The 22,576-nt window shown below is 70.4% G+C and carries 14 protein-coding genes and 1 tRNA gene; 6 read left to right on the top strand and 9 right to left on the bottom strand.

Translation table 11 applies throughout. The features are described from left to right. Positions 1-4: 4 nt before the first annotated feature. The gene (locus tag DNK56_RS30525; protein ID WP_111339002.1) at positions 5-379 is read right to left on the bottom strand and encodes a hypothetical protein; all 375 of its coding nucleotides are present in this window, start codon (positions 377-379) and stop codon (positions 5-7) included. 464 nt (positions 380-843) lie between these two features. Between DNK56_RS30525 and DNK56_RS30520 the strand changes: the two genes are divergently transcribed. From DNK56_RS30520 to DNK56_RS30505, 3 genes are all read left to right on the top strand, one after another. Further along, positions 844-2,679, top strand: coding sequence for a hypothetical protein (locus DNK56_RS30520; protein ID WP_111339001.1), 1,836 nt, complete (start codon positions 844-846; stop codon positions 2,677-2,679). 283 nt (positions 2,680-2,962) lie between these two features. Next, a complete protein-coding gene (locus DNK56_RS30510) occupies positions 2,963-3,571 on the top strand; it encodes a nucleotide exchange factor GrpE (RefSeq protein WP_111338999.1) in 609 nt (202 codons plus the stop codon). A 52-nt stretch (positions 3,572-3,623) separates the two neighbouring features. Further along, complete coding sequence (locus DNK56_RS30505; protein ID WP_111338998.1) at positions 3,624-6,125, top strand: Hsp70 family protein; 2,502 nt, start codon at positions 3,624-3,626, stop codon at positions 6,123-6,125. A 60-nt stretch (positions 6,126-6,185) separates the two neighbouring features. Here DNK56_RS30505 and DNK56_RS30500 read toward each other — a convergent pair whose 3' ends face one another. The 4 genes from DNK56_RS30500 to DNK56_RS30485 all read right to left on the bottom strand — a co-directional run bounded on the left by DNK56_RS30500 (position 6,186) and on the right by DNK56_RS30485 (position 13,626). Beyond that, positions 6,186-7,313: an AAA family ATPase gene (locus tag DNK56_RS30500; protein ID WP_111338997.1), complete on the bottom strand. Its 1,128-nt coding sequence runs from the start codon at positions 7,311-7,313 to the stop codon at positions 6,186-6,188. 3 nt (positions 7,314-7,316) lie between these two features. Continuing rightward, the gene (drmB, locus tag DNK56_RS30495) at positions 7,317-9,194 is read right to left on the bottom strand and encodes a DUF1998 domain-containing protein (RefSeq protein ID WP_111338996.1); all 1,878 of its coding nucleotides are present in this window, start codon (positions 9,192-9,194) and stop codon (positions 7,317-7,319) included. Next, positions 9,191-12,343 (bottom strand): helicase-related protein, encoded by a 3,153-nt coding sequence (locus tag DNK56_RS30490; RefSeq protein WP_111338995.1) that lies wholly within the window; start codon positions 12,341-12,343, stop codon positions 9,191-9,193. The genes drmB and DNK56_RS30490 overlap by 4 nt, the downstream gene beginning before the upstream one ends. 65 nt (positions 12,344-12,408) lie before the next feature. Further along, entirely contained in the window at positions 12,409-13,626 is a 1,218-nt protein-coding gene (locus tag DNK56_RS30485) for a sigma-70 family RNA polymerase sigma factor (protein WP_241990135.1), read from the bottom strand. A 589-nt stretch (positions 13,627-14,215) separates the two neighbouring features. Between DNK56_RS30485 and DNK56_RS30480 the strand changes: the two genes are divergently transcribed. Then, positions 14,216-15,985, top strand: a complete 1,770-nt coding sequence (locus DNK56_RS30480) for a DUF4357 domain-containing protein (RefSeq protein ID WP_111338993.1) — start codon at positions 14,216-14,218, stop codon at positions 15,983-15,985. A 74-nt stretch (positions 15,986-16,059) separates the two neighbouring features. Beyond that, positions 16,060-17,319: an McrC family protein gene (locus tag DNK56_RS30475; RefSeq protein ID WP_111339679.1), complete on the top strand. Its 1,260-nt coding sequence runs from the start codon at positions 16,060-16,062 to the stop codon at positions 17,317-17,319. 50 nt (positions 17,320-17,369) lie between these two features. Here DNK56_RS30475 and DNK56_RS30470 read toward each other — a convergent pair whose 3' ends face one another. The 4 genes from DNK56_RS30470 to DNK56_RS30455 all read right to left on the bottom strand — a co-directional run bounded on the left by DNK56_RS30470 (position 17,370) and on the right by DNK56_RS30455 (position 22,214). Further along, positions 17,370-18,266: a sucrase ferredoxin gene (locus DNK56_RS30470; protein WP_111338992.1), complete on the bottom strand. Its 897-nt coding sequence runs from the start codon at positions 18,264-18,266 to the stop codon at positions 17,370-17,372. Between the two features lie 10 nt (positions 18,267-18,276). Continuing rightward, entirely contained in the window at positions 18,277-19,488 is a 1,212-nt protein-coding gene (locus DNK56_RS30465; protein WP_111338991.1) for a cupin domain-containing protein, read from the bottom strand. Continuing rightward, complete coding sequence (locus tag DNK56_RS30460) at positions 19,485-19,781, bottom strand: BatC protein (RefSeq protein ID WP_111338990.1); 297 nt, start codon at positions 19,779-19,781, stop codon at positions 19,485-19,487. Before DNK56_RS30460 ends, DNK56_RS30465 begins: the two co-directional genes overlap by 4 nt. A 144-nt stretch (positions 19,782-19,925) precedes the next feature. Next, positions 19,926-22,214: a glycosyl hydrolase family 18 protein gene (locus tag DNK56_RS30455; protein ID WP_111338989.1), complete on the bottom strand. Its 2,289-nt coding sequence runs from the start codon at positions 22,212-22,214 to the stop codon at positions 19,926-19,928. Between the two features lie 212 nt (positions 22,215-22,426). On the opposite strand from DNK56_RS30455, the gene DNK56_RS30450 reads away from it, so the two are divergent. Then, positions 22,427-22,502, top strand: a tRNA-Cys gene (locus DNK56_RS30450). Positions 22,503-22,576 lie beyond the last annotated feature (74 nt).

The raw sequence follows: 22,576 nt of genomic DNA, 5'->3' as shown, positions 1-22,576 counted from the left end.
TTCCTCACGCGGCCGCAGCCCCGCCCGTCGCGGAGCTCAGCTCGGGGAATGATTCTTCCCATGCCTCGCGCACCGCCCGGCCGATCAGGTTGCGCAGAACCGGCCAGAGCTCAAGGAGCAGGTCACGGTCGAGGTAGCGGCGCAGGTCGTCGCAGAGCCCTTCGGCCAGGACGGTGCGGTACAGGCTCATCCGGGAACGGGGGCGGTCCAGGTCGAAGGCCGTCAGCCCCGACCACGCCACGTGCAGAGGAAGCTGGACCACACCGTGCCGGGGGCCGTGCAGCTCCTCCAGCGTTCCAGGGAGCCGGCGTACGAACTTGACCTTGTATGGATCGGTCACGCCCGGCGCGAGCGCGTCAGCAGCGTCTGGAGCCGGCATAGGCGCTGTCACTTTCTGTGGGAGCCTCCACAGGATGGGAAGCATGCCTGGTCTTGAACTTCCAGACTAGTGGTTTACAACGCAAATCGTTCGGGAGTTGGCTGCGGGCTCGCCACTTGCCTGTGGCCAGGTGCCGGGATCAGTGGAGGCGAAGATGGGACCCACCTCACCTGAGCCGCTCCACCAGGCCGTGCGCCTGCACGGCGTATCGACCGGTAAGCACCAGAGGATGCGGCGGGCGGAACGTTCATGTCCTCATGATCGCCGATGCGCACGGTGACACGGTGCGCATCGGGGCATTCCCCCGACATTCCGGGAACGCGAAGATCACCTCTACGTGGGCGGGCCGCCCGGCCCGGCGAAATCGCGCCAAGATCGACCCACGCCCCAAGATGTGTTGACATCGCCAACACATCTTCCTACGGTTACTCTCCTCGCATGGGGGATCGAAGGGACGACAGCACGTGCAGCTGGAAGGCGCCGGAGGACCGGCCCCGGACTTCACAGCGGAATCCCTGCTGAACGCGGCCGAACAAGCGTTTCTGCGGGCCGAGTTCCAAGTCGTCCGACCGCTTCTGCAGCGCGTCCAGGGAGAGTTGGGCCTGCCCGGCACCGAGCCCGTCGCCGTACGCTACGACGCTCTGCTCGGCGCGCTGGCCGCGCGAGCCGGCAACTGGGCCGAGGCAGTACGACGGTGCCCCGAGGACCTGGACGAGGTGGCGACCGGCGTCCTCCACGCGTTCGCGCTGAATGCTCTCCGTGAATTGGGCAAGGAAGGCCGCCACACCGACGCCGGGATCGCGTCGGTCGCCATCGTGCTGTGGGCGTATCTCCTGGACGAGGAGGACCCTGGGGACTTCCGCGCGCTGCTCACCGAACGGCGCGGTGCGCCCGTGGCCGATGCTCTCTGGGGCCAGGGCCTCGCCCGGCTGCGCGACCGTATCTCCGGCCTGCTGCACGCCCTGGACGTCCGGGATGGACGGGACGACCTCACCGCATGGCGCACGGCCTGGCAGGTCCAGCTCATGGACCCGACCGTCGTCCCCGGCCGCCTCCCGACAGACGCTGGACCGCATGCCCTGGTCGACCTCGATGAAGCCGCCTGGCATCTCATCGACGAAGGCAGAGGTGGCGACCTTCTCACCGCCTTCACCGCCCGCCACCCCGACCTCGGCACCTGGCCGACCGAGCTGCCCGGCCACCGCACGTGCGCCATCCCGCTGGCCCGGGCCCTGGCCACCCGGGGGACGGCCCGGGTACAGGGAGGCAAGTGGAGCGAGGCACTTGCCGACTTCGGTACGGCGGTGCGACTCGGGCACACCCTCCCGGAGGACGAGCGGGCTGCCGTCCGCCGGGCGGGGAACAATGTCGGGCGCAGCCGTACCGGGGTCGGCAACTCTCCCCTCGTACGCATCGAAGGACTCGAGCAGGCCCGTGCACTCCTCCCCGGGGATACCGCTCTGGCTGCCGAACTGGCCGCAGAGCTGGTCCGTCAGGGCCGGGAGATCATCGACTCCAACCCCGCGATGAGCCGGGGTCGCTTCGCCCGAGCACTGACCGTGACGCCCGGGCACCCTGACGCCCGCGCAGGTCTCGACGACCTCCTGAGGGCGGATCTACGCCGGGCGCTCAACAGTGCGGACGTAGAGGACGGCCTCGATGACGAGGCGGTACGGGACCTGCTCAAGCGGGATCCGGACTGTGCGGCGGCACGAATGTGGCTGGAGGACCACTACGCGGCCTTGGCCGTCTCCGCCGCGGTCCGGGGACAGACGGCCGACGCACAGCATGCGACCCACGCGATGCTCGTCTGCGTCGGCCCAGAAGACTCCCACGACGCGGTAGACGTCGACGAGCAGCTCGTCGACCTCCTGGTCGCCGCCGCCGATGGCCTCGTCACGGCAGGAAACCGAGACGCCCTCGAGCACCGGGTCGAACTGCTGCACACGGCCCTGACGCTGTCCGGTCCAGCCTGCCGCAACATCCGGAAAGCCCTCGACACAGCGCTCCTCGACCTCGTGGAGCATCTGGAGACCGCAGCGCCCCCTTCCGCCGTCATCGAGCTGTTCCTGCGGGACCTGATGCGGACCGGGACGGACGGGCGATTCGATCGGGTCGTGGAGGCTGCCTACCTGCACCGCGCCCGGGACCGGGAAGGCGCGGGAGACCCAGGCGGCGCACGGCGCGACCGCGACTGCGCCGAACGGATCGGTGCCGGGATGCCGCCCCAAGTCCCGCTTTTCGGCCCCGCTCTCCGCCCCTCCGGACGAGCCGACCTCGAACAGGACACCCTCTTTTGACCACCGGCGCTCCCTCCCCTCAAAACCCTGGGACCGAACCGCCCCTCCTCCCTTGGCTCGGCCCCACCCTCCACGAGCTCCTCCCCGACGCCCCGCTCGGCACCCGGCCCCTGGGTCTCCGGAGACTGGCGGCGCCGGAGCTCACTGCCTCCGCGGCTCTGAAGGATTCGGCCAGACACGCGCTCGTTCACCGGGCCAACCAGAACTCCCACACGCCCGTCGACGCCCTCGTCGCCGAGATGCTCACCCCGCCCCTGCCCGGACACGACACCGAGGAGCGCCCATGACCGGCCCCGGCCCCATCTCCGCTGCCGACGGCGGCCCGCCGTCCGAGCTCGACAAGCTGCGGCACAGGGTCGCCGTCCTGTCCGAAAAGCGGAAAACCGCCGAAGGGCAGCTGAGGGGCCTGCTGGGTTCGCTGCTCACCCTGGACGATGTGCTGGCCGACACGCGTGTCCGCGCCGACGCCCTGCACACGGCTCGGTCTGCCCGCCAGAAGGCTTCGGCCGCGCTCGCGCTGGGCGAGCAGATTCACGCGGCCCACCTGATGCTGCGTCGGGAACTCGAGCAGTACGACGTCAGGCCGATGGATGTCGTGGGCAGGGCTGTCGACCCGGCGGAGATGCGCGTCGTGGACGCCGAGCCGCACCCGAGCCGTCCGGAAGGCACCGTGCTGCGGGAGAAGGCCACCGGCTTCCGTCAGGGGTCCGCCACGTTGAGGCCCGCTGAGGTTGTCGTCGCGGTGCCTGGGCCCGCGCCCGATCCCGTAGAAGTGGCCGAGCCCGGGGCCGGACCTGTGCGTGCTCAGCCACGGCGCACCACTCGTTCCCAGCGGCAGCTTCTACGTAAGCCGTCGATGGTTGCAAGGCGCCGCCGATCCCGCCGCGCCTGACCGCGCACCCCCATCCACCGCCGTACCAAGACGATCAGAAAGTACGCCCTTCATGCACCGGACTCTCGGTATCGATCTCGGCACCACCAACTCCGTCACGGCCTGGATGCACGACGGCGTCCCCGTCGTCCTGCCCAACCGGGACGGCGGCCGGGCGACCCCCTCGGCCGTGGGGGTCGGCCCCGACGGCGGCCTGCTCGTCGGACAGGAGGCCCTCAGCTGGCGCGGCGGCGCCCCCCGTTCCGTGATCACCGAGGTCAAGCGCCTCATCGGGCGACGCTGGAACGACGAGCTCGTCCAGAAGGCACTGAAGACCCGGCCCGACGACGCCCCGCCCGTCCGGGAGAGCCCCGATGGTGCTGTGGAGATCCAGGTCGGCTCACACTGGCTCTCCCCTGTGCAGGTGTCCGCCATCCTGCTCCGCCGGCTCAGGAAGGACGCCGAGGACGCAGCGGGGACCTCGTTTCGACGTGCGGTGATCACCGTGCCCGCGTACTTCGCCGAGCCCCAGTTCGACGCGGTGCGGTCGGCCGGGCGGCTGGCGGGCTTCCACGTGGCACGCATCGTGCAGGAACCGACGGCCGCCGCACATGCCTTCGGGGTCCGCCCTGGCGAGGGCGGGCTCAAGGACTACGCGACCGTGCTCGTCTTCGATCTGGGCGGCGGCACCTTCGACGTGTCACTCCTGGCAATCGGCCCCGGACACTTCTCCGTAGCCGCGCTGGGCGGTGACAACCTCCTCGGCGGCGCCGACTTCGATGCGCTGCTCGACACCGAATTGAGGACACGACTCGGCGAGCGCGACCACGACGGGGACGGAGACGCATCCCGCCTCCGGGCCGCAGCCGAGCGGGCGAAGATCGAACTGTCCTCACAGGACACCGCCGAGGTCGTCCTCGCCCCGCTCGGGAAGCAAGGCGGCGCCTGGTCCGGGGCCCTTCGGCGTGCCGACTTCGAATCGCTCCTCACCGGCCACCTGAGCAGGATGAGGGAGACGGTCGAAGCGGTGCTCACCGAGTACAGCGCGACACCCGAGGACGTCCAGCGGGTCCTCCTCGTCGGTGGCTCCACCCTCGTGCCGGCCGTCCGGCGCGGGCTCGAGGACCTCTTCGGCGCCGACACAGTGTCCGACGCGGTGGACCCCATGACTGCCGTCGCGCACGGCGCAGCGGTTGAGGCCGGCCTCCTCCAGACGCTCGACTGCCCTTCCGAGACGTGCACGGTCGAGAAGATTCCCGTGGATTCCGAGGCCTGCCCGGCCTGTGCCGTGCCGCTGCTCGGAACGCCCACAGTCGACTGCCCGGACTGCCATGTCCCGGCCCCCGAACTCACCGCCGCCTGCCCGGTGTGCGCCACGGACCTGTCCGGACTGCGCTCGGCCACCCCAGCCGTCGCTCCCTCCGAATGCCCGGCCTGCGGGCGGGACGACAACCCCGCCGGAGCGACCATCTGCGGTGACTGCGACGCCGTCCTGGACTCCGGCGGCCTGAAGTGCCCCGGCTGCTCCATGGTCAACGCCGCAGGCTTCAGCTCCTGCTCGTACTGCGGCGGCGACTTCGGCACCGCCCTCCCCCAGCAGGTCACGGCCCAGACCATCGGGGTCGAGCTCGCGGACGGCACCGTGGAGGCCCTCTTCCCCGGCGGTACCCCGTACCCGACCGAATGGCATCGGGTGGACGGCCTCGCAGTCCGCAGTGACAACGCCACCTCCGTGGCAATCAATCTCTGGGAAGGGCCGCATCTGCGCTCGGCCCAGCGCAACGAATTCTGCGGCGGCTTCGTCGATGAGCGCCCCGATGGCTTCCGTGGTGACGTACCGCTCACCCTTCAGGTGAGGCTCGATGCCGACCGGACCATCGGGCTGCGGTATCGCTTCGGCTCCGACGACTGGTGCGGTGCCGAACTCCGGCGCAACCTGGTGTCCCCCGCCGTCGGACGGAAGGCCGCGTACCTGCGCGTCCGCTACACCGACTTCCTGGACACCTGGAAGCAGGAGCTCACCCACGCCGAACGTGACGCGCTCACCGAGACCATGCTGGCCCTCGCGGCCCTCGGTCGCGGGGAGACGATGAGCCGCTCCCTCGACGGGCTGCTCGACTCCGCCCGCGACACCCTTGATCTCTGCACTCGCGCCCGAAGCGCCCAGGCCGGCGCAAGGCTCTTCGCCCAGGGCGGGCGCGGACTGCTGCCTGCCGCACTCGTGGAGAGCCTGCGGAACGCGGCCGAGGCCGTCAGGGACGCGCGCGAGGCCATGGACACGGCTGCGATGCGGGAGGCCACGGAGCGGGCGGAGGACTTGTCGACCGGCATCGACCCGTCCATCCGAAACGCGCTCTACGCCATCCGACTCGCTGAACAGGACGCCTACCCCACGACGATCCGCACCGAGGTCATCGCCGCCCGCGATGCCCTGCGCAGCGCCGTATCTCGTGACGACAGGAGCGCCCGCGATGCCCAACTCGTCCTCCTCGGACGGCTCGGCAAGCAGGGGCTCGATCAGTTCGCGGAGGGCGCTCCACCGATCTCGGCGATCGCCCGGCCGTCCCGGTGGTGAGCGCGGGCATCGCTGCGGGGCGAGGTCATGGCGCACGATCCACGTCTCGCCCCACGCCGCTCAGCGCATCGTCGCCAAGCCGTCCAGCCCCTCCAGATGCCGCGGCAGCCGCGACCCCTGCCAGCCCAGGATCAGGCGCCGGCGGGCCCTCGTGATCATGACGTAGTACGCCATACGCAGGGCCGCGTCGGTCGGGTCGGTGACGGAGTCGGTTTCCGCGTCGGCGACGAACACCGTGTCGAAGTCGAGACCCTTGGCGCTGGCCCGGTGCACGAAGACGACGCCGGGGCGGGTCAGGTCGAGGTTGCGGTAGCGGCCGCTCTGGGCCGTCGAGCTGTACAGCTGAGGTTCGATGGGGAGGTTGGCCCGTTCGAGGCGGCGCATCAAGTCTGCGGCCGTGGGGAGGGAGTTCACGATGACACCGATGCGCTGCTTCGGTGCGCGGAGCGCCATGCCGGCGATGTCGTCGGCGAGGTCCTTCGGGCCCGAGTAGCAACGGATGGCAGGAAGCGTGCCGCTGCGGACCGGCTTGTACGGCTGTGTGGCGCCGACTCGGAAGTGTTCGGCGAGGGAGGCGATCTCGCGGGTGTTGCGGTGGTTGCCGCCTACCTCGAAGCGGCCGCTCGAGTGGCCGAGCGCGGACGCGATCTCGTTCTGCGTGGAATTCGTCTCCGTGAGGCGCTGGCACTCGTCGGCGAACACCGTGATGGACACGGCGGCCAGGCGGGCCATCCTGTAGAAGCCGGGCGGCATGTCCTGGCCCTCGTCCACGACGAGGTGCGGGGTCACCGTCGTCTCGCTCGCGTCGATCGTGGCGGCGGCCAGCCCGGTGAGTTCGGTCCAGTCGAACCACCCGTCCGCCGTACCCACGGTGCCGTGGCCGAACCGGCGCATGATCCAGCTGTGGACGGTGGATGCCTCGATCGCCGCGCCCGGGACCGTGAGGCCGGCGAGTGTGGACTGCAGGAGCTGACGGAGCAGGTTGGAGCGGGTGAGCAGCACAGTGGGGCGGCCGGTGAGGGCGAGGTGCACGGCCCGGTGGGCGGCGAGCAGGCTCTTGCCGCTGCCGGGCGGCCCGCTGACGAGGTGGTTGCCCGTCAGAGGCAGTGCGTCGAGGCAGTCCCGCTGGGCCGGGGTGAGGTCCGGGTGGAGTACGGGGCCTGTGGCGGCCGGGTTCGTAGTGGTCATGGGTCATCCCAGGGCGGTTGCGGCCGCCGCTTCGCGGCTGGCGTCGAGGACGTCGGTGAAGTAGCCGGGGACACCGGCGGACCCGACGACGAGGGCGCGGTCGAGGAGCGTGTTGCCGGTCTGGCAGCTTGTCTCGGGGAGCAGGGTGCAGGCATGGCAGGCGGCCCGGTTGAGGTTACCGAAGCCCTGGCCGGTGTGTTCGGCGCAGAGCGGGTCGGCGGAGCACCAGGCGGCCGCCTCCAGCATGCGGATGAGCGTCTCGGTGAAATGCGGGGCTTCGCCCTGGCGGACCAGGCCGCCGAGGGTACCCTCGGCGTCCCCGGCCGCCGTGTAGATCAAGACACCTCGCTGGCCGAACTCGGGCCGCCCGTATACGCGTTCGCGCAGGCTGGACGTGGTGTAGCCGGAGTCGAAGGACAGCTGGCGGATCAGGAGGTGGGCGAGGGTGTGCAGGAGCACGAATCGCGGGGAGAGCTCTGCGCCGACGGTTTCGTCCAGTTGCTCCTTGCGGAACGACTCGTCGAGGTCCGTGCGGACGCCTGCGACATGGGCCCGTACTCGCGGATCCGACTCCCAGTCGGCGAGGCGCCTCTCGTCGAGGCTGAGCACGATGCCTTCGCCGTAGACCTCGTTGGCGGGCAGCCAGCGCAGTCGGCCGCTGGTGTCGGCGGGGACGAGGGTGCCGGTCGGCGTGTGACGCCGGAAGCCGGTCAGTGCGCGTACCTCGCGCAGGCGGTCGACGAGGACGACGCCGTCGACGAGCGAGGCGAGGGTGGCCCAGGGCTCCTCCCTCTCCCCGTCGAGGCCGAGGCCCGTGCGACGTGCCGCAAAGTCTTTCTCAGGTTCCGGGAGTTGGTTGGCGGCGAAAGCGTTCCACTCGTCTCGGCTGAGGTCGAGCTTCGCAGCCGCGGGCTTGATCTCCGCCAGGGGTGCGGGCGCGCCCGCGGCCTCCGCGATGAGCCTGTCGATGAGGTCGTCCGAAGCTTCGGTGTCCTCTTTGATCATGTCGCGGAAGGTCGCGGCACGGGGCTTGCCGAGTGCGCCGAGCAGGTGATCCCAGTAGGCGTGGCCGCGTACCGCTTCAGCCTTGTCCTGGTTGGCCTGAGGCTGCTCGTCGGACGTGGGGATGTCCAGCGCGGAGTAGACGGTCGGGTAGTAGACGTTGCCCGCGGCCCGCTGCACGATGTGGACCTGCTGGCCGCAGGTCGCCCGCTGCTTCCAGTGCTGCCACGGGTTGCGGCCGGAGCAGCTGCCGCCCTGCGGCCCGAGGATGTCGAGCAGGTCGCGACGGGCACCGCACGTTCCGCCGCCGTGGCGAGTGGCGCCGCACTGGACCGAGAGGGCTTCGAGGCCGGAGGCACGGTCTGCGACGAGGAAGCTGAGCCGGCGCGCCTTCCAGGTGTTGCTCGCCTCGGAGCAGGCTTCCCGGGCTTCGGGCGAGAGTTTCGAGTGCGTCCAGTACCACCAGTCGACGTCATCGAGATGACCGTCCGGGCAGATCCGGACGAACCTCATCGGAGTGAGGCGCGGTGCGGCACCGCAGGAGGTGCAGACGGGCGGCTTGCCAGGACGCTCGTCCTCACGTAGGAAGCGGACCATGGCCCGGCAGGCACCGCAGAACAGCCAGCCGGGGAATCGGACGTAGGGCGCGCCCGGCTGCTCAGCCTTGTCGTAGCGGTCGTTGAGGGTGTGCGGGGCAGCGAAAAAGCCGGTGACACCGAGGCGGGCGGCGAGGCGGGCGGACTCGACGGGGGTCTTGCCCTTGTACGGCCATGCCTCGATGCCGGCGGCGACGAACGACTCGCCCTGGATGTCGAGGACGGCTCCGACGCCGAATGGCAGCACCGTCTGCGCCTGGCGGACCCTGAGTTTGCGCGTCACTTTCCTGCTCCCGTCACCGTGATCTGGCATTCGCGATCCACGCTGCGCATGGAGTTGAGGGTCTCCCACAGTCCGTACCGCTGCTCGAAGCCCTTGAGCAGGTTGTGCTGACCCTTGCCCTGGCTTCGGTAGTAGAGGTCCTTGCCCTCGGCTGCCGCGGACTCGGCCTGCCTGCACCAGTCGTCCAGGTGGTAGCCGAGCTCACGGCGCACCGCGGCGCGTACGGCGTCGCCGCGTGCTCCGTCAGTGCCGCTGGACTCGGCTGTGGCCGCGCGGGCGGCAATTGCGTCGGCGATCCCGTCGGCCTCGGCCCGTCGCCCGGCGATCTGTCCCGCCGCGTTCTCGGCGGCCAGGCCCAGGCCGTGGCGTACGAGGATGACGAGCGCGGCATGCAGGGCTCGACTGCGCGCGGGGATCGACCAGGGCGTGATGCTGACGGGTTCGACGAAGCGGTAGAGGGCGCTGTGGTAGTCGATGAACGTCTCATAGTGGGAGCGGTCGCGGGGGCGCGTCGCGTTGAAGTACGTGACGACAAGGCCGGGCACCCGGTGGCGGCCCACGCGGCTGGTGGCCTGGATGTACTCGGCGGTGGTCTTGGGCTGACCCTGCATGAGCATGTAGGCGAGGCGCTTCACGTCGACGCCTACGGACAGCATGTTGGTGCAGGGCAGGAAGGAAACCGAGCGTGGGTCCGTCCAGGGCTGTTCCAGGCGATCGAGGAGGATGGGCTGTTCGGCCCTCGGCAGGTTGCTGGTGAGTTCCTCGACATCACTGTCACCGAGCGTGCGGACGCCGGTGCCTTCGTCGAGGCTGCGGATTTGAGCGGGGATGTCATCACCAGCGGCAGTGACGGTACGGCCGAGCTCGCGCAGGCTGTGGTGGTAGGCGACGAGGGTCCAGTAGTCGTCGCGGTGATCCTCGGGGAGCTCGTGGGCCCCTTGGAGCATGGCCGCCGTGGTGGCGACGGCTCCGCGGCCCGCGGTGTGTCCTTGCGCCATGACGCCGAGGTAGAGGCGGCCGGGACGGCCCTCGTCGGGGAGAGCGAAGAAGCTGTCGCGGGCATCGAGTCCGGACGGTGGGAACAGTTGCACGTCCTGGTTGTGGAGGGCCCGGACCTGTTCCGCCGACCGGCGGATGGTGGCGGTCGCAGCGACGATCTTCGGGGGGTGGCGGTCGGTGCCGGTGCACAGTTCGAGGATCGCGGACTCGTAGAGGCCGACAGTGGTGCCGAGCGGTCCCGTGAGCAGGTGCAGCTCGTCCTGGATGATCAGCGACGGGGGCGGGTTGTCGGTGCCCGCGCCGAAGAGCCGACCGGAATCACGCTCCCAGGCGAGCCGCGCAAACTTGTCGACGGTACCGAGCACGAATGTGGGCGGGTTCCGATAAAGGTGCTGGTCGACCACGGCAACGGGCAGGCCCTCGTGGAAGCGGCACTCGTCGCGGGTGCAGAAGAAGGAGAACTCGTCCAGCTCCGCCCGGACTCCGTAGTCCGCCCGAACAGTGGACCTGGCCGCGGGCAGGATGCGCGTGCCGCACCAGGGACAGCGGTCCAAAATGAAGATGTCCTCGGGACGGGCAGCCACGCGCTGATCGTCGAACGCCTTCTTCGCGGCCTCGAAGCTGTTGGGTGTGGTGGAATCGCCGACCCAGAGGCCGATGGTGATCGGTTCGGTGCCGAGTCCGAGGCCCGGCTCGGTCAGACGGAGTTGCTCCATGGCGCAGATCGTGGTCGCGGCGCGCTGGAACTGCTGTGTGGTGAGCAGACTGAGCGTGTACCGGCTGAGGACGGCTGTTCCGTCCCCTTCGTTGCGAATGCGGCGCAGGGCGATGGTGAACGCGGCGAGCAGCAGGTACGCCTCGGTCTTGCCCCCACCGGTCGGAAACCAGATCAGGTCGGTTGTCTCGCGGTCTGGGTGCTCCGGGTCCGCGAGGCCGTCGAGGGCGAGGAGGAAGAACGCGAGCTGGAAGGGGCGCCAGGCCGCCGTGTCATCGACAGTCGGGGCGGTGACGGTCGGATCAGCACGCTGACGTCGCTGCCCTGCGAGGTCGGGTGCGGAGTGGCGCATCTGCAGATGCATGGTGCGCTGCGCGATACGGAAGGCGGCGAGGAGTTCGGGGCGGGTCGGGTCGCAGAGAGTTCGTACGCCCGACTCGATACGCCTGACGGCCCGACCGATGCGGTCAAGGATCCTGTCGGCTGCCTCCTGGCCCCAGGAGGGCACTTCAACGGCACGTTGACCCACGTACCAGGCGTGGTAGGTGGACGCGAACTCGGCGAGTTCCGCGCCGAGTTGCTGGACTCCGACGATGGGGTCCGCCAGATGGGAGAGCCTGAGCACGGGCGAGTCCAGCGGGCCTCCGGCCCGGATGGCCGGGACTTCGGCGCGCGGGAGGGTCTCGCAGGAGAGCTGCTCAATCGATCCGTCCTCGGCCAGGACTTCTCTCACGGCACAGCCGTGGCCGACGGCACGGGTGATGACGTGCCGGTACTGCAGACGCAGTTCGCGCTCCTCAGGGTCGCGGCTGGCAAGCCGCACACTGGGATACGGGAGAACACTGCCGTCAACGGGACGGGCGGTCAGTTCGCACTGGAAGAGCATGTCGTCCCAGCTCGGCGGCTTGCTGTCGGTCAACTCATGCCGGGCCGCATTCACCAGGGCAACGGTGACGAGCGTGCCCTTGCCGTAAGGGCGGCGGGTCAGCCGGATCTCGGCTCGCTCTTCGAGGACGGGAACGCAGTCGCGGTCCGGCTCGATCAGGTGTGTCTCGGGCTTGAGTGCGATGCGGCGCCAGCGGCGCCCCCGCCCGGGCTCACTCTTCAGCGTCTCGTAACGGGCCGCAGTGCAGCCGACCTCGACCGCGGGCGCGTCGGTGTAGAAGCTGAGGCCGAGAGAGGCGGGGAGCCAGCTGTTGCCCTCGGGCAACGGGTCGCCGGCCGGGCTCGTGTCGGGGGCGCCCTGTTCAGCGCCCTGGCCCTCCGGATCCTCGACCGCGTGGGAGAGGCGCCGTTGAAGTTCGGCCTGCTGCGGGTACAGGGTGCCCATCAGGTACTGGCGGTCGGGCGGGGCATCGAGCACCTCGTCTTCTCCGGCGGCCGGGCCCACGAGGTGGCGGGTGAGGTAGTCGACCAGGTCTTGGCGGGGGTCCATGGGTGGATCCTTCGATGTGATGTTCGTGGTCAAAGCCGATGCCGACAGACGGGGCTCGCCCGTGTTCAGCGGAGCGCGCGATGTGCCGGCGCCAATCCGAGGCGAATCGCCTGCCCGCGGAACTTCGCCTTCGCTTTGGACTCGACCTGCCTAATACGTTCGCGAGTGACGCCGAAGACCACTCCGAGCTCCTCCAACGTGGCCGGCTCGTCACCGTCGAGGCCCGTCCTTCGAATGAGGATGTGCCGCTCCCGCTCGACCAGGCCCTCCAATGCCAGCCGCACACGGGCCTGAAGCTCCTTACGGAGAATCACGACAAGCGGCCCGGGAAGCCGGCTCGGCCCGATGATGAGGTCACCCAGCGCCGTGTCGTCGCCGATAATTCGGTCCAACGAGTCGGTCGGGCGGCTGATCCTGCGCACCTCCTCCACCTGGGCAAAGGTCAGACCTGTGGCATAGGCGACGTTGTCGACAGTCCTGGGACGGCCTTCGTTCAGAAGTTTCCGCTCGGCATTGGCGACCTTGCTGACACGCTCATGGATGTACACGGGAAGACGAATCATGGTGCCTTCGTCGGCGATGGCACGGCTGATGCTCTGCTTGATCCACCACGTCGCGTAGGTGGAGAATTTGAAGCCCTTGGAGCCGTCGAACCTCCGGGCCGCGCGCAGCAGACCGAGCATCCCATGCTGGTCGAGATCGTCACTGTCGAGCCCACGCCCCTCGTAATGACGCGCGATCTTCCAGGCCAACCGCTGATTGTGGAGGACCAGACACTCGTAGGCACGCCACCGCTCGCAGGTGCGCGAAAGCCCAGCGATCTCCTCTTCCCGAACGTCACGGCCGAGGTCACCGGTACCTCCGCGCAGGAGGACGGCGAGCCCTACCTCCTCTTCCGCCCTCAGTAACGGTTTGGACCGGTCCCGACGCCACCGGTCCTCCTCCAGTACGGCGCGGGCCGCACGGACGGCGGCAGCGTGCTGCGTCTCCAGCGCGGAGACAGTGGGCCTGTCCCTCGTCCTGCCGCTCGACTGCTTGGTTGACGCCGGGCCGGTTGGAGGTACGGATGCGGCCCGAACCGGAAGCGGTCGCGTCACCGGGAAGTCCGCGGTCAGTGCCTGTATGTCGGCAGCGCTGAGCCCGTGCAGCCGCGCAACACCGTCGCGAGCGAGCCTGCTGACCGTGCCGTCGGAGTCGGCGTAGCGCGCCAGCATGCGACGCGCCGACATCAGCCGCTTGGCCGCCTCGGAAGGGACGGGCGATGGCGGTTCGGGTGCGGCCACCGGCTCGGTCCTGGCCGTCCGTGGCGCAGCTGACGGCCTCAGCACGCCGGAAGGCTTGGAGGCGATCCGAGGCTTCCGTTCGGGCGTTCCACGCGGCGCCTTCACGTGAATCCCCTCGGCGGCGAGGCCGTTACGCAGTCCCCGTCGCTGCCCTTCCGTCGTGAGCCCGAGGAGGGCGGCCTCCGCGATGAAAACCCGTTCACTCACCACGCCCGCACGGGACGCACAACTCCTCAGCCGCTCGATTACGGAGGGCAACTCCGCAGCGATGGCCTGTCGCTCCGTGCCCAGATCCCCACCCATCACGCACCCCTGACGTCCAGTGCCTCCCTCACCGCTGCGAAGAGTGCGGGTTAGCGTGCCCCACTCTAGAGTCGACCCGTTTACAACGTCAACGGATTCTGAAAAGGGAGCGCACTCCCTCCATGCCGACCCTGAGCGCAACCTCCGTCGACACCGGCCCGACAGGGCGCACTTGGCACGCCCCCGACGCGCCACCTCGCCCACATGTGCGAAATGGAAGCCGTTAGCAACGTCAACGGATACACTGCTCACAAGCCCGCCCTCGCCACCCGGAAGGCCGCCCTCCATGAAGCACCCGGACTACCCCGAGTTCCGCCTCAGGCTGCCCGGCGACGGTCCCACCGCGCATGGGTGCCTGTGCACCGAATTCGGGAACAACGGTTCTCTCAGGTTCCTGGTACGTCAAGGGTCGTCCGTCAGCGCGAACGAGTGGCCCGGCCTGAGCGACCACACGCGCCGGCAGCGGACCGCGCTCCGTGCCGACGGCTCCCTCGCCGACGACCCCGACGGGGGAAGCCGGTACTGGGTGGCGGCGCGGGACATCGAGTGCAACTCCGCCTCCGCCGCCGCCTCGCTCGTCATCGGCTACGGCGTGAGCGGCCCGGAGGCATGGCGGGACGCCTCAGGGCATCCGCTCTCGGACTACCTCACCCCGAGCTGGCGTGCGCCGCGCAAGTCCTGGCTCGTGCGCGGTTCCAACGTGTCCGGCAGGGACCTCGTGCACCGGTTGTGGCTGAACGAGGGGCTCGTCTCCCTGTCCGGCGCCCATCTGCCGCCGCTGGACGAGCCGGACCCGACGAAGAGCAGCCTGCGCCGCTACGTCGAGGACGGCTACGAAGGCACCGCCTCGTACAGCCAGAAGCGCGGCCTCGTCGACGACCTGCACGCCTTCCTGACGCAGATGCGCGTCGGAGACACCGTCGCCACCCTGTCCCAGGGGCAGCTCCATCTCGGGGAGATCGCCGGCGAGGCCCGGCAGACCGACTCCCCCGGCGGGCTGACCAACCTGCGCCGCGCCGTCTCGTGGCAGTCCCAGGCGCGTCCGTACGACGAACTGCCCGAAGAACTTCAGCAGAAGCTCTCCGTGCAGCATGACGTCGTGGATCTCACGTCGGTCGCGGATTCCCTGGCCGCGCTCGGCGCCCCCGCCCCGGCACCGGATGAGGAAGTGCCCCCAGCGCAGACGAAGAAACTGGAACTTCCCCCGGTCACGGATGCTCTCGCCTCGGAACTCCTGGTCCACGACCGGGCCTGGCTCGACGAGGCCCGGGAACTGCTCTGGGACGAACGCCAGTTGGTCTTCTACGGGCCTCCCGGGACCGGCAAGACCTACCTGGCGATGAAGCTCGCTGAACACTTCGGGGGCGGCGCCGAGCAGGTCAAGCTGGTGCAGTTCCACCCGTCGTACGCCTACGAGGACTTCTTCGAAGGTTTCCGGCCCGCCGAGGATCCGGAGACCCGCGAGGTCGCCTTTCGCCTGACCGCCGGTCCGCTGCGCGAACTCGCCGACCTCGCCTCGCGCGAGGGCAACAAACACATCCCGCACTTCCTAATCATCGACGAGATCAACCGTGCCAACCTGGCCAAGGTGTTCGGTGAGCTGTACTTCCTGCTCGAGTACCGCAAGAAGACAGTCCGCCTCACCTACTCCGGGGACGACTTCGCCCTGCCACCGAATCTGTTCGTGATCGGCACCATGAACACCGCCGACCGCTCCATCGCTCTCGTCGATGCCGCGATGCGCCGCCGGTTCGCCTTCGTGGAGCTCTCCCCTCGTACCGAACCGACGCGCGGCCTGCTGGCCCGTTGGCTTGAGCGCGAGGGCAAGGATGACGAGCCCGCCCGCCTCCTCGACGCCCTGAACGGCCGCCTGCACGACCCGGACTTCGCCATCGGCCCCTCGTACCTGATGAAGCCCGGTGCCCATCGGCCCGGCGGCCTCGACCGCACATGGCGGACGAAGATCCTTCCGCTGCTGAGCGAGTACCACTTCGGCGAAGGCATCGACATCGAGCACCGCTATGGCCTCGACGCACTGCGGGAAGCGCGAGGGTGAGCACGCCGCGGAACGCGGGCCCCGCCGCCTCGCCGGTGCCGCCACCCCGCGGTCACGGCGCAGAACCGGCGATCATGCTGCGGGAGCATGCCCCGGCCCGCTCCGTCCCGCTCGACGCCGCCGCCGGTCGCGCGCTGGCCGCCTCCGGCGTGCTGGAGTCAGCCGCCCCGAACCCCGAACGCCCCGGCCACTGGCTTCTGCGGGCAGGAAGCCGCGTCGGGGCCGTCCGCGTGCCGCTGCCGGCCGGCGCCTCGGCCCCGGCCGCCCGGTCCCGCGAGGCGCTCACCCTGCGGATCGTGCCGAAGACCCCCGTCCGCCGCCTGTTCTTCCTCCTCGGCTTCAGCCTCGACCCCACCCGGGCCTGGCGGCAGGGGAGCGACGGCACCGTCGACGTCGGCGCCCACCAGGGGGTCGTGCCCGCACTCGCGTACGCCGTGGAGCGGCAGATCGACCATGCCTTGCGCCAGGGGGTTCTCCAGGGCTACCGGCGGGTCGAGGAGTCGGCGCTCGTCCTGCGCGGACGAGTACGCGAGGCAGAGCAGATCCGGCGGCACTTCGGCCGGACCCCACCGGTCGAGATCGCCTACGACGCGTACACCTCGGACATCCCCGAGAACCGGATCCTGCGGGCGGCCTGCGAGGCGCTGCTACGGCTTCCCGACGTTCCCGGTGATGTGCGACGGCGCTTGAACCACCAGCGGGTACGGCTTGCCGATGCCGCGCCACTCGTCCGAGGACGGGGCCTGCCCGGGTGGACGCCGTCTCGGCTCAATGCCCGCTACCGGCCCGCGTTGCAGCTGTCCGAGGCGGTACTCCGCGGCACGTCACCCGAGCACCGGCCCGGCGAACTCCCTCTGCATGGATTCCTCTTCGACATGAACGTCCTCTTCGAGGACTTCATCACCGGCGCCCTGCGGGAAGCTCTCCGCGAACACGGGCTCATCGGCCGGTTGCAGGACGCGCATCATTTCGACAGAGCCCGCAGCATCCGAATGCGCCCGGACCTGGTCGTCCACCAGCCGGACGGACGTGTTCCGGTCGCGGTCGTCGATGCCAAGTACAAGGCGGAGAAGGCCGGGGCGTACCCCAGCGCGGACCTCTACCAGATGCTCGCCTACTGCACCGTGCTCGGTCTGAGCGAAGGGCATCTCGTCTACGCCGCCGGACAGCACGGGGAGCGGATCCACGAGGTTCGCGGTAGCCGTCGGCCGGGCGACCACAGTGGGGTGCGACTGCACCAGCACGTCGTGGACCTGGACCGGGAGCCGTCCGAACTGTTGGCCTGGTTCAGGGACCTGTCCGCCTGTCTGGTCGCCGGCCGCTCCCAGCGGTGACCTGCCCGATGCACGCTCCGTGCCGTGGCCGCGGGGGCCCTGCGGAACCTTCAGCCCACCCGGATCGCGGTCACCTCGTGGACCATGGCCGTGCTCGTCGCCGGTCCGTTGCAGGTCAGTTGGTGTGGCGGGGCGCGGTGTGCGGTGACTTCCACGTCGTACGCGGTCGCGCGGGGTGCGGGGCCGGTGACGCGGATCAGCCAGTGCGGGCCCGCCCGTGAGGTGCCGGTGACCGTGTAGGCGTGCCGGCCGGCCGGGCCGTGGCGGGCGAGCAGCGCGGCGACGGCGGCCTGCTGGGCCGGGAAGAGGTCGGTGTAGCCGCGCAGATGTCCGGCGTGGACCCGGTCCGCGAGGTGCTGCCCGACCACGTCGACCGAGGAGGGCCCGTCCAGGCCGCCGTAGTAGACGCCGTCGGGCGCGACGAGCACATTGGCGGCGAACCGGTCGCCGCCCACATGCGTGCACTCCCACACCGGATCGGGCCACCGCTCGCTCAGCGCGGCGGCGACCGGGCGGCCGCGCAGCGCGCAGCAGGTGTCGTGCCGGCCGTGGACGCAGACGAGGACGACGGGCGGCAGGCCCGGCTCCCCCGGTGCGCCGAGCGCGTCGGCGGCGCGGGCCAGGTCCTCGTCGCGCTCCCAGGTCCCCCACCGCTGACGATGCCGGCCGGTGGCGTCGTACCGCAGGACGGCCCAGCGCCGGGGTCCGGGGTCGCCCGTGCGGCGGCCGTGGCGGCGGATCAGGAGGATGCGGGCCCGTACGGCGCTCGCCGCCTCGAAGAGGAGCGCCTTGGGCACGGGGTCGAGGGGGAGGCCGTCGTAGCCGTTGGCCGGCCAGGGCCCCTGGTGCTCGACCAGCACCCAGACGAGCCCGTACGGGGCGGTGCCCGGCAGCGCGTCGCCCCGGGCGCGGGCGTCGTCGGCGCAGAAGAAGCGTTCCGCCGTCACGGAGCCGCCGTCACGCGGCCGCCGGTACGAGGACGCCCGCGCGCAGCAGCCTCCCCGCGCAGGCGAGGCCGAGGTCGCCCGCCGTGCGCACCTCGCCGGAGAGCAGCCGGCGCAGGGCCGGGATGTCGGTCTCCGGGAAGTCCAGCCTGCCCGCCCGGGTGATCAGGCGGCGGCCGTCGAGGCGGGCTTCGAGGGCGCCCCGGAGCCGGACCGGGGTGCCGGGGCCGAGCCGCCGCAGGGCGGCGAGCTGGGCGAGGGGGCCCAGCGGTGCGGGCCGGGCCTCGGCGCGCCGGGTGCGGTGCAGGCGGGGGGCCGCGTCGGTAGCGGCGAGGGCGGCGGCGAGGCGTTCGCGGACCGGGGCGATGTCCTCGTCGGCGCGGTCCGCGCCCAGCGGCAGGGAGGCGCGGGCCCAGGGGTCCTCGCGCAGTTCGGCGAGGGCGGCGCGCATCAGCTGTTCGGCCAGCGCGTAGCGGGTCCACGCGTGGACGCCGAGGGTGAGGTGGATCGCCACCTCACCCTGGGCCTCGGCGGCGTGCAGCCAGCCGCGCGGCAGGTAGAGGACGTCGCCGGGGGCGAGGACGGTGTCGAGGTGGGGTTCGCCGCGCGCTGCCTCGGTGACGGCCTTGCGGTGGTCGGTCCAGGGCTGGTCGCGCAGCGGGTCGGGGTGCACGGGCGGGTGCACGGTCCAGCGCTTGGTGCCCTCGATCTGGAGCACGAAGACGTCGTGGACGTCGTAGTGGGCGTCGAAGCCCCGGTTCTGCGGCGGGGTGACGTAGGCGTTGGCCTGGACCGGGTGGCCGAGTTCGGCGGCGAGCGCGGCGGTGAACGCGCCGATGGGGGCCCAGGTGCGCTGGAGGGCCTGGAGGACGAGGGTGGCGCCGTCCGCGAACTCCCGCCACAGCGCGGTGTCGTCGGCCTGGTCGCCGATGGTGGCGCCCACCCCGGCGGGCGAGGTGAACGAGGCGTCGGGGAGCGTGGTGCCGTTCTTGGCGACGCGGAGGAACGGCGCACGCAGTCCGCGCCGCGAGAGGAGTTCGTCGACGGCGCCGGCCGAGAAGAGGTCGGAGAAGTCGCCGGCCCGGCGGCTGAGCAGCGGGGTCCGGGACCAGATGTCACGGGCGAACGCCTCCCGGTCGAGGCCGGGCGTCAGACGCGACTCCAGGACCCCTGGAGCCGCCGTCGCGGTCCGGGGGTCCCGGATGCCGGGCGGGGACGTACTCAAGAACCGCTGCCGGAGGCGCCGCCATCCGCACCGCCATCCGCCCCACCGTCGGCACCACCATCGGCACCGCCATCCGCCCCACCGTCGGCACCGCCATCCGCCCCACCGTCGGCACCACCATCGGCACCGCCGTCCGCACCGCCGTCGTGGACACCCGGCGTACCGGCCGCGCCCCCGTCCGCGGGGCCTTCGGCGCCGCCGTCCGCTCCGCCGTCGTGGACGCCGGGCGTGCCCGCGGCACCGCCGTCCGCGGGGCCTTCCTGCTGGTTCGGGTCCTGCTCGGGGTTGGTCATGGTTCCTCCCGCGCATCGAACAGCTGGGTCCGGGCCGCGTACCGGGCCCGGTCGTGAGACACGGCGGTGCCACCGGGGCACCGCCGTGACCAGCCTACCGCTATGCGCGGTAAGTCTCGATTCGAGAGGAATATCCTTCCTGGGCTACTTCAACCCGTTCTCCAGGGCGTTCATCAGCGTCCCCTGGGCGGTGTCTCCCGACATCTCCCAGACCATGACGCCCAGCAGCCCCTTGTCCTTGACGTACTGGGTCTTCTTGCCGATGGACCAGGCGTCGTCGAAGGACCACCACTGGCTTCCGGTGTAGCCGTAGGTGGAGATGGACTGCTCGTCGTGATGGACCGTCATCGTCGGGTAGGCGCCGATGAGGTTCGAGTAGCCCCGGGTGCCGGCCTCCTCGGCGAACTGGCCGGGAGCGGCTCCGCCCGCCGACTGCCATTCACCCGCGACGCCGCCGTCCGTGACGCCCTGCCAGCCCCGCCCGTAGAAGGGGATGCCGAGGGTCAGCTTGCGGGGGTCCACACCGGCGTCGGTGTACGCCTTGATGGCGGTGTCGGCGCTGAAGTGGAAGTCGTACGGGTCCTGGGCGTCGTTGTAGAGGTTGGCCTGGTGGCCGGTGCGGTTCGGCTCCCAGGAGTTGTCGCTGCCGGAGCCGTGGAAGTCGTAGCCCTGGACGTTGGCGACGTCGAGCGAGTCGAAGACCTTGGACAGGTCCCAGCCCTCGTCGATCTTCTGCGGGTCGGCGGGGGTGAAGGCGGTGAGCAGGCGGTGGCCGCCGCCCAGCGCGTCGAGCTGCTTGCGGAACTCGGCGAGCAGCAGGGTCAGGTTGTCCTTGTCGTCGGGCGAGTAGTGGTTACCGGGGTGCCCGGTGCCGGTGCCCGGCCACTCCCAGTCGATGTCGAAGCCGTCGAAGATGCCGGCCGCGGTGCCCGGTCCGCCGGCGCCGTTGTACACGGGCAGGTTGCCCTTGATGTACATGTCGATGCAGGAGGAGACGAACTTCTTGCGGGCGGCGTCGGTGGCGGCGACGTCCGAGAAGTACTTGGAGTAGGTCCAGCCGCCGAGCGAGACCACGATCTTGAGGTCCGGGTGCAGCTTCTTCAGCTTCTTGAGCTGGTTGAAGTTGCCGCGCAGCTTGGCCCAGCCGTCGTCCGCGACGCCGTCCACGGACTGGGCGGCACTGAACGGGCGGGCGTAGTCGGCGTCCGCGTCACCGGCGCCGGTCCCCTGCTCGGGGTCCTGCGGGTCGGCGGTGGTGCCCTTGGTGACGCCGTTGAGGCAGGTGAGGTTGTTGGGGTCGATGTTGGCGAACGAGTAGTTGATGATGTCGAGCTTGTCGGCGGCGCCCGAGGTCTCCAGGTTCTTCACGAAGTACTGGCGGCCGTAGATGCCCCACTGCACGAAGTAGCCGACCTTGGCGTAGTTGCCCTCGCCGACGATGTCGTCGGTCTTCACGGTGAGGGCGTTGCTCGCCGGTGAGGCGTTGTCCGCGGCGTCGCGGGCCTTCACGGTGAAGGTGTACGAGGTCGCGGGCGACAGGCCGCCGATGGTGGCGGTGGTCGTGGTGCCGGAGACCGTGGTGGCCAGCTCGGAGCCCTTGTAGACGTCGTACGCGGCGACGCGCTTGTTGTCCGTCGCGGCGTTCCAGGCCAGCGTCACGGACGAGGCGTCGGCGGCGGTGGAGCGCAGGGAGCCGGGGGCCGTCGGGGCCTGGGTGTCGGTGGCCGGGTCGACGGTGGTGACGGACAGCGGGGCGCTCTCGGCTGAGACGTTGCCGCGCGTGTCCTTGGCCCGGACGGTGACCGCGTAGGTGGTGGCCGGGGTCAGGCCGGTGACCGTGACGGAGGTGGCCGCGGTGGCGGAGCCGACGACCTTTCCGTCCGCGAGGACGTCGTACGAGGCCACGGGGAAGTCGCCCGCGGTGGAGGCCGTCCAGGACAGCGACGCGGTACGGGCGGTGACATCGGTCTGCTTCAGCCCGCTGGGCGCGCCCGGCGGCTCGTCGGCGGAGCCGTCGCACTTGTCGCCGTTGATCCGGCAGCCGGTCGGCTCGGTGATCGGGCCGGTGGCGACGAACCAGAAGCTGAACGGCTCGGTCGTGCTGTGCGCGGCGACCGTGCCGTTGTAGTGGGCGTTGACGGCGGTGATGTGGCTGCCCTGGGTGGTCACGGCCCCGTTGTACGAGGACTGGATCGCGACGCCGGAGGGCAGGTCGAACTCCAGGCTCCAGCCGGTGACGGCGGTGTCCGTGTCGTTGTGGAGGATGTACGTGCCCTTCCACCAGGGCCCGTTGTCGGCGGAGGTGAACGTCGCCGTGAGCTTGCCCGCCGCGTGCGCGGGGACGGCCTGGAGCGACAGGAGTGCGAGGAGGAGGCCGAGTACGGCGATCAGCGCGGTAGTCGTTCTCCGTCTCAATGGCATGTGCGCGAACATGGTTCTCCCTTGCGGCAGGGACCGGTGAGGCGGTCCTCGGGGGAGGTGCGGATGTCGTGCCATGGAGCACAGGGGAAGGTAATTGGTCTACACCAAGTCGTCAATAGGTACAGACCACTTGAGGTTCCGGATCGGCCGGACGGCACCTCCTCCGGCCTGCGATGGCGCAGGTGTGCGAATAAGTCCCGGAGATGGTTAGGATCATCGACGGCAAGGCTGTAGCGCAGAGGTCGTCGCGCCCTAGCAGCAAGCTGGAGGACGTCGGTTCGAATCCGACCTGTCTTGCCACCTTTTCGTAGAGGAGAGTCGACGGCGTCGGTTCGTCCCGAACGGGCGGAGCGCACGGTCGCCCCTCCCCCGCC

It is taken from the genome of Streptomyces sp. AC1-42W (assembly GCF_003248355.1).
Classification (GTDB): Bacteria; Actinomycetota; Actinomycetes; order Streptomycetales; family Streptomycetaceae; genus Streptomyces.
This window is presented reverse-complemented; position numbering and strand designations above follow the sequence as displayed.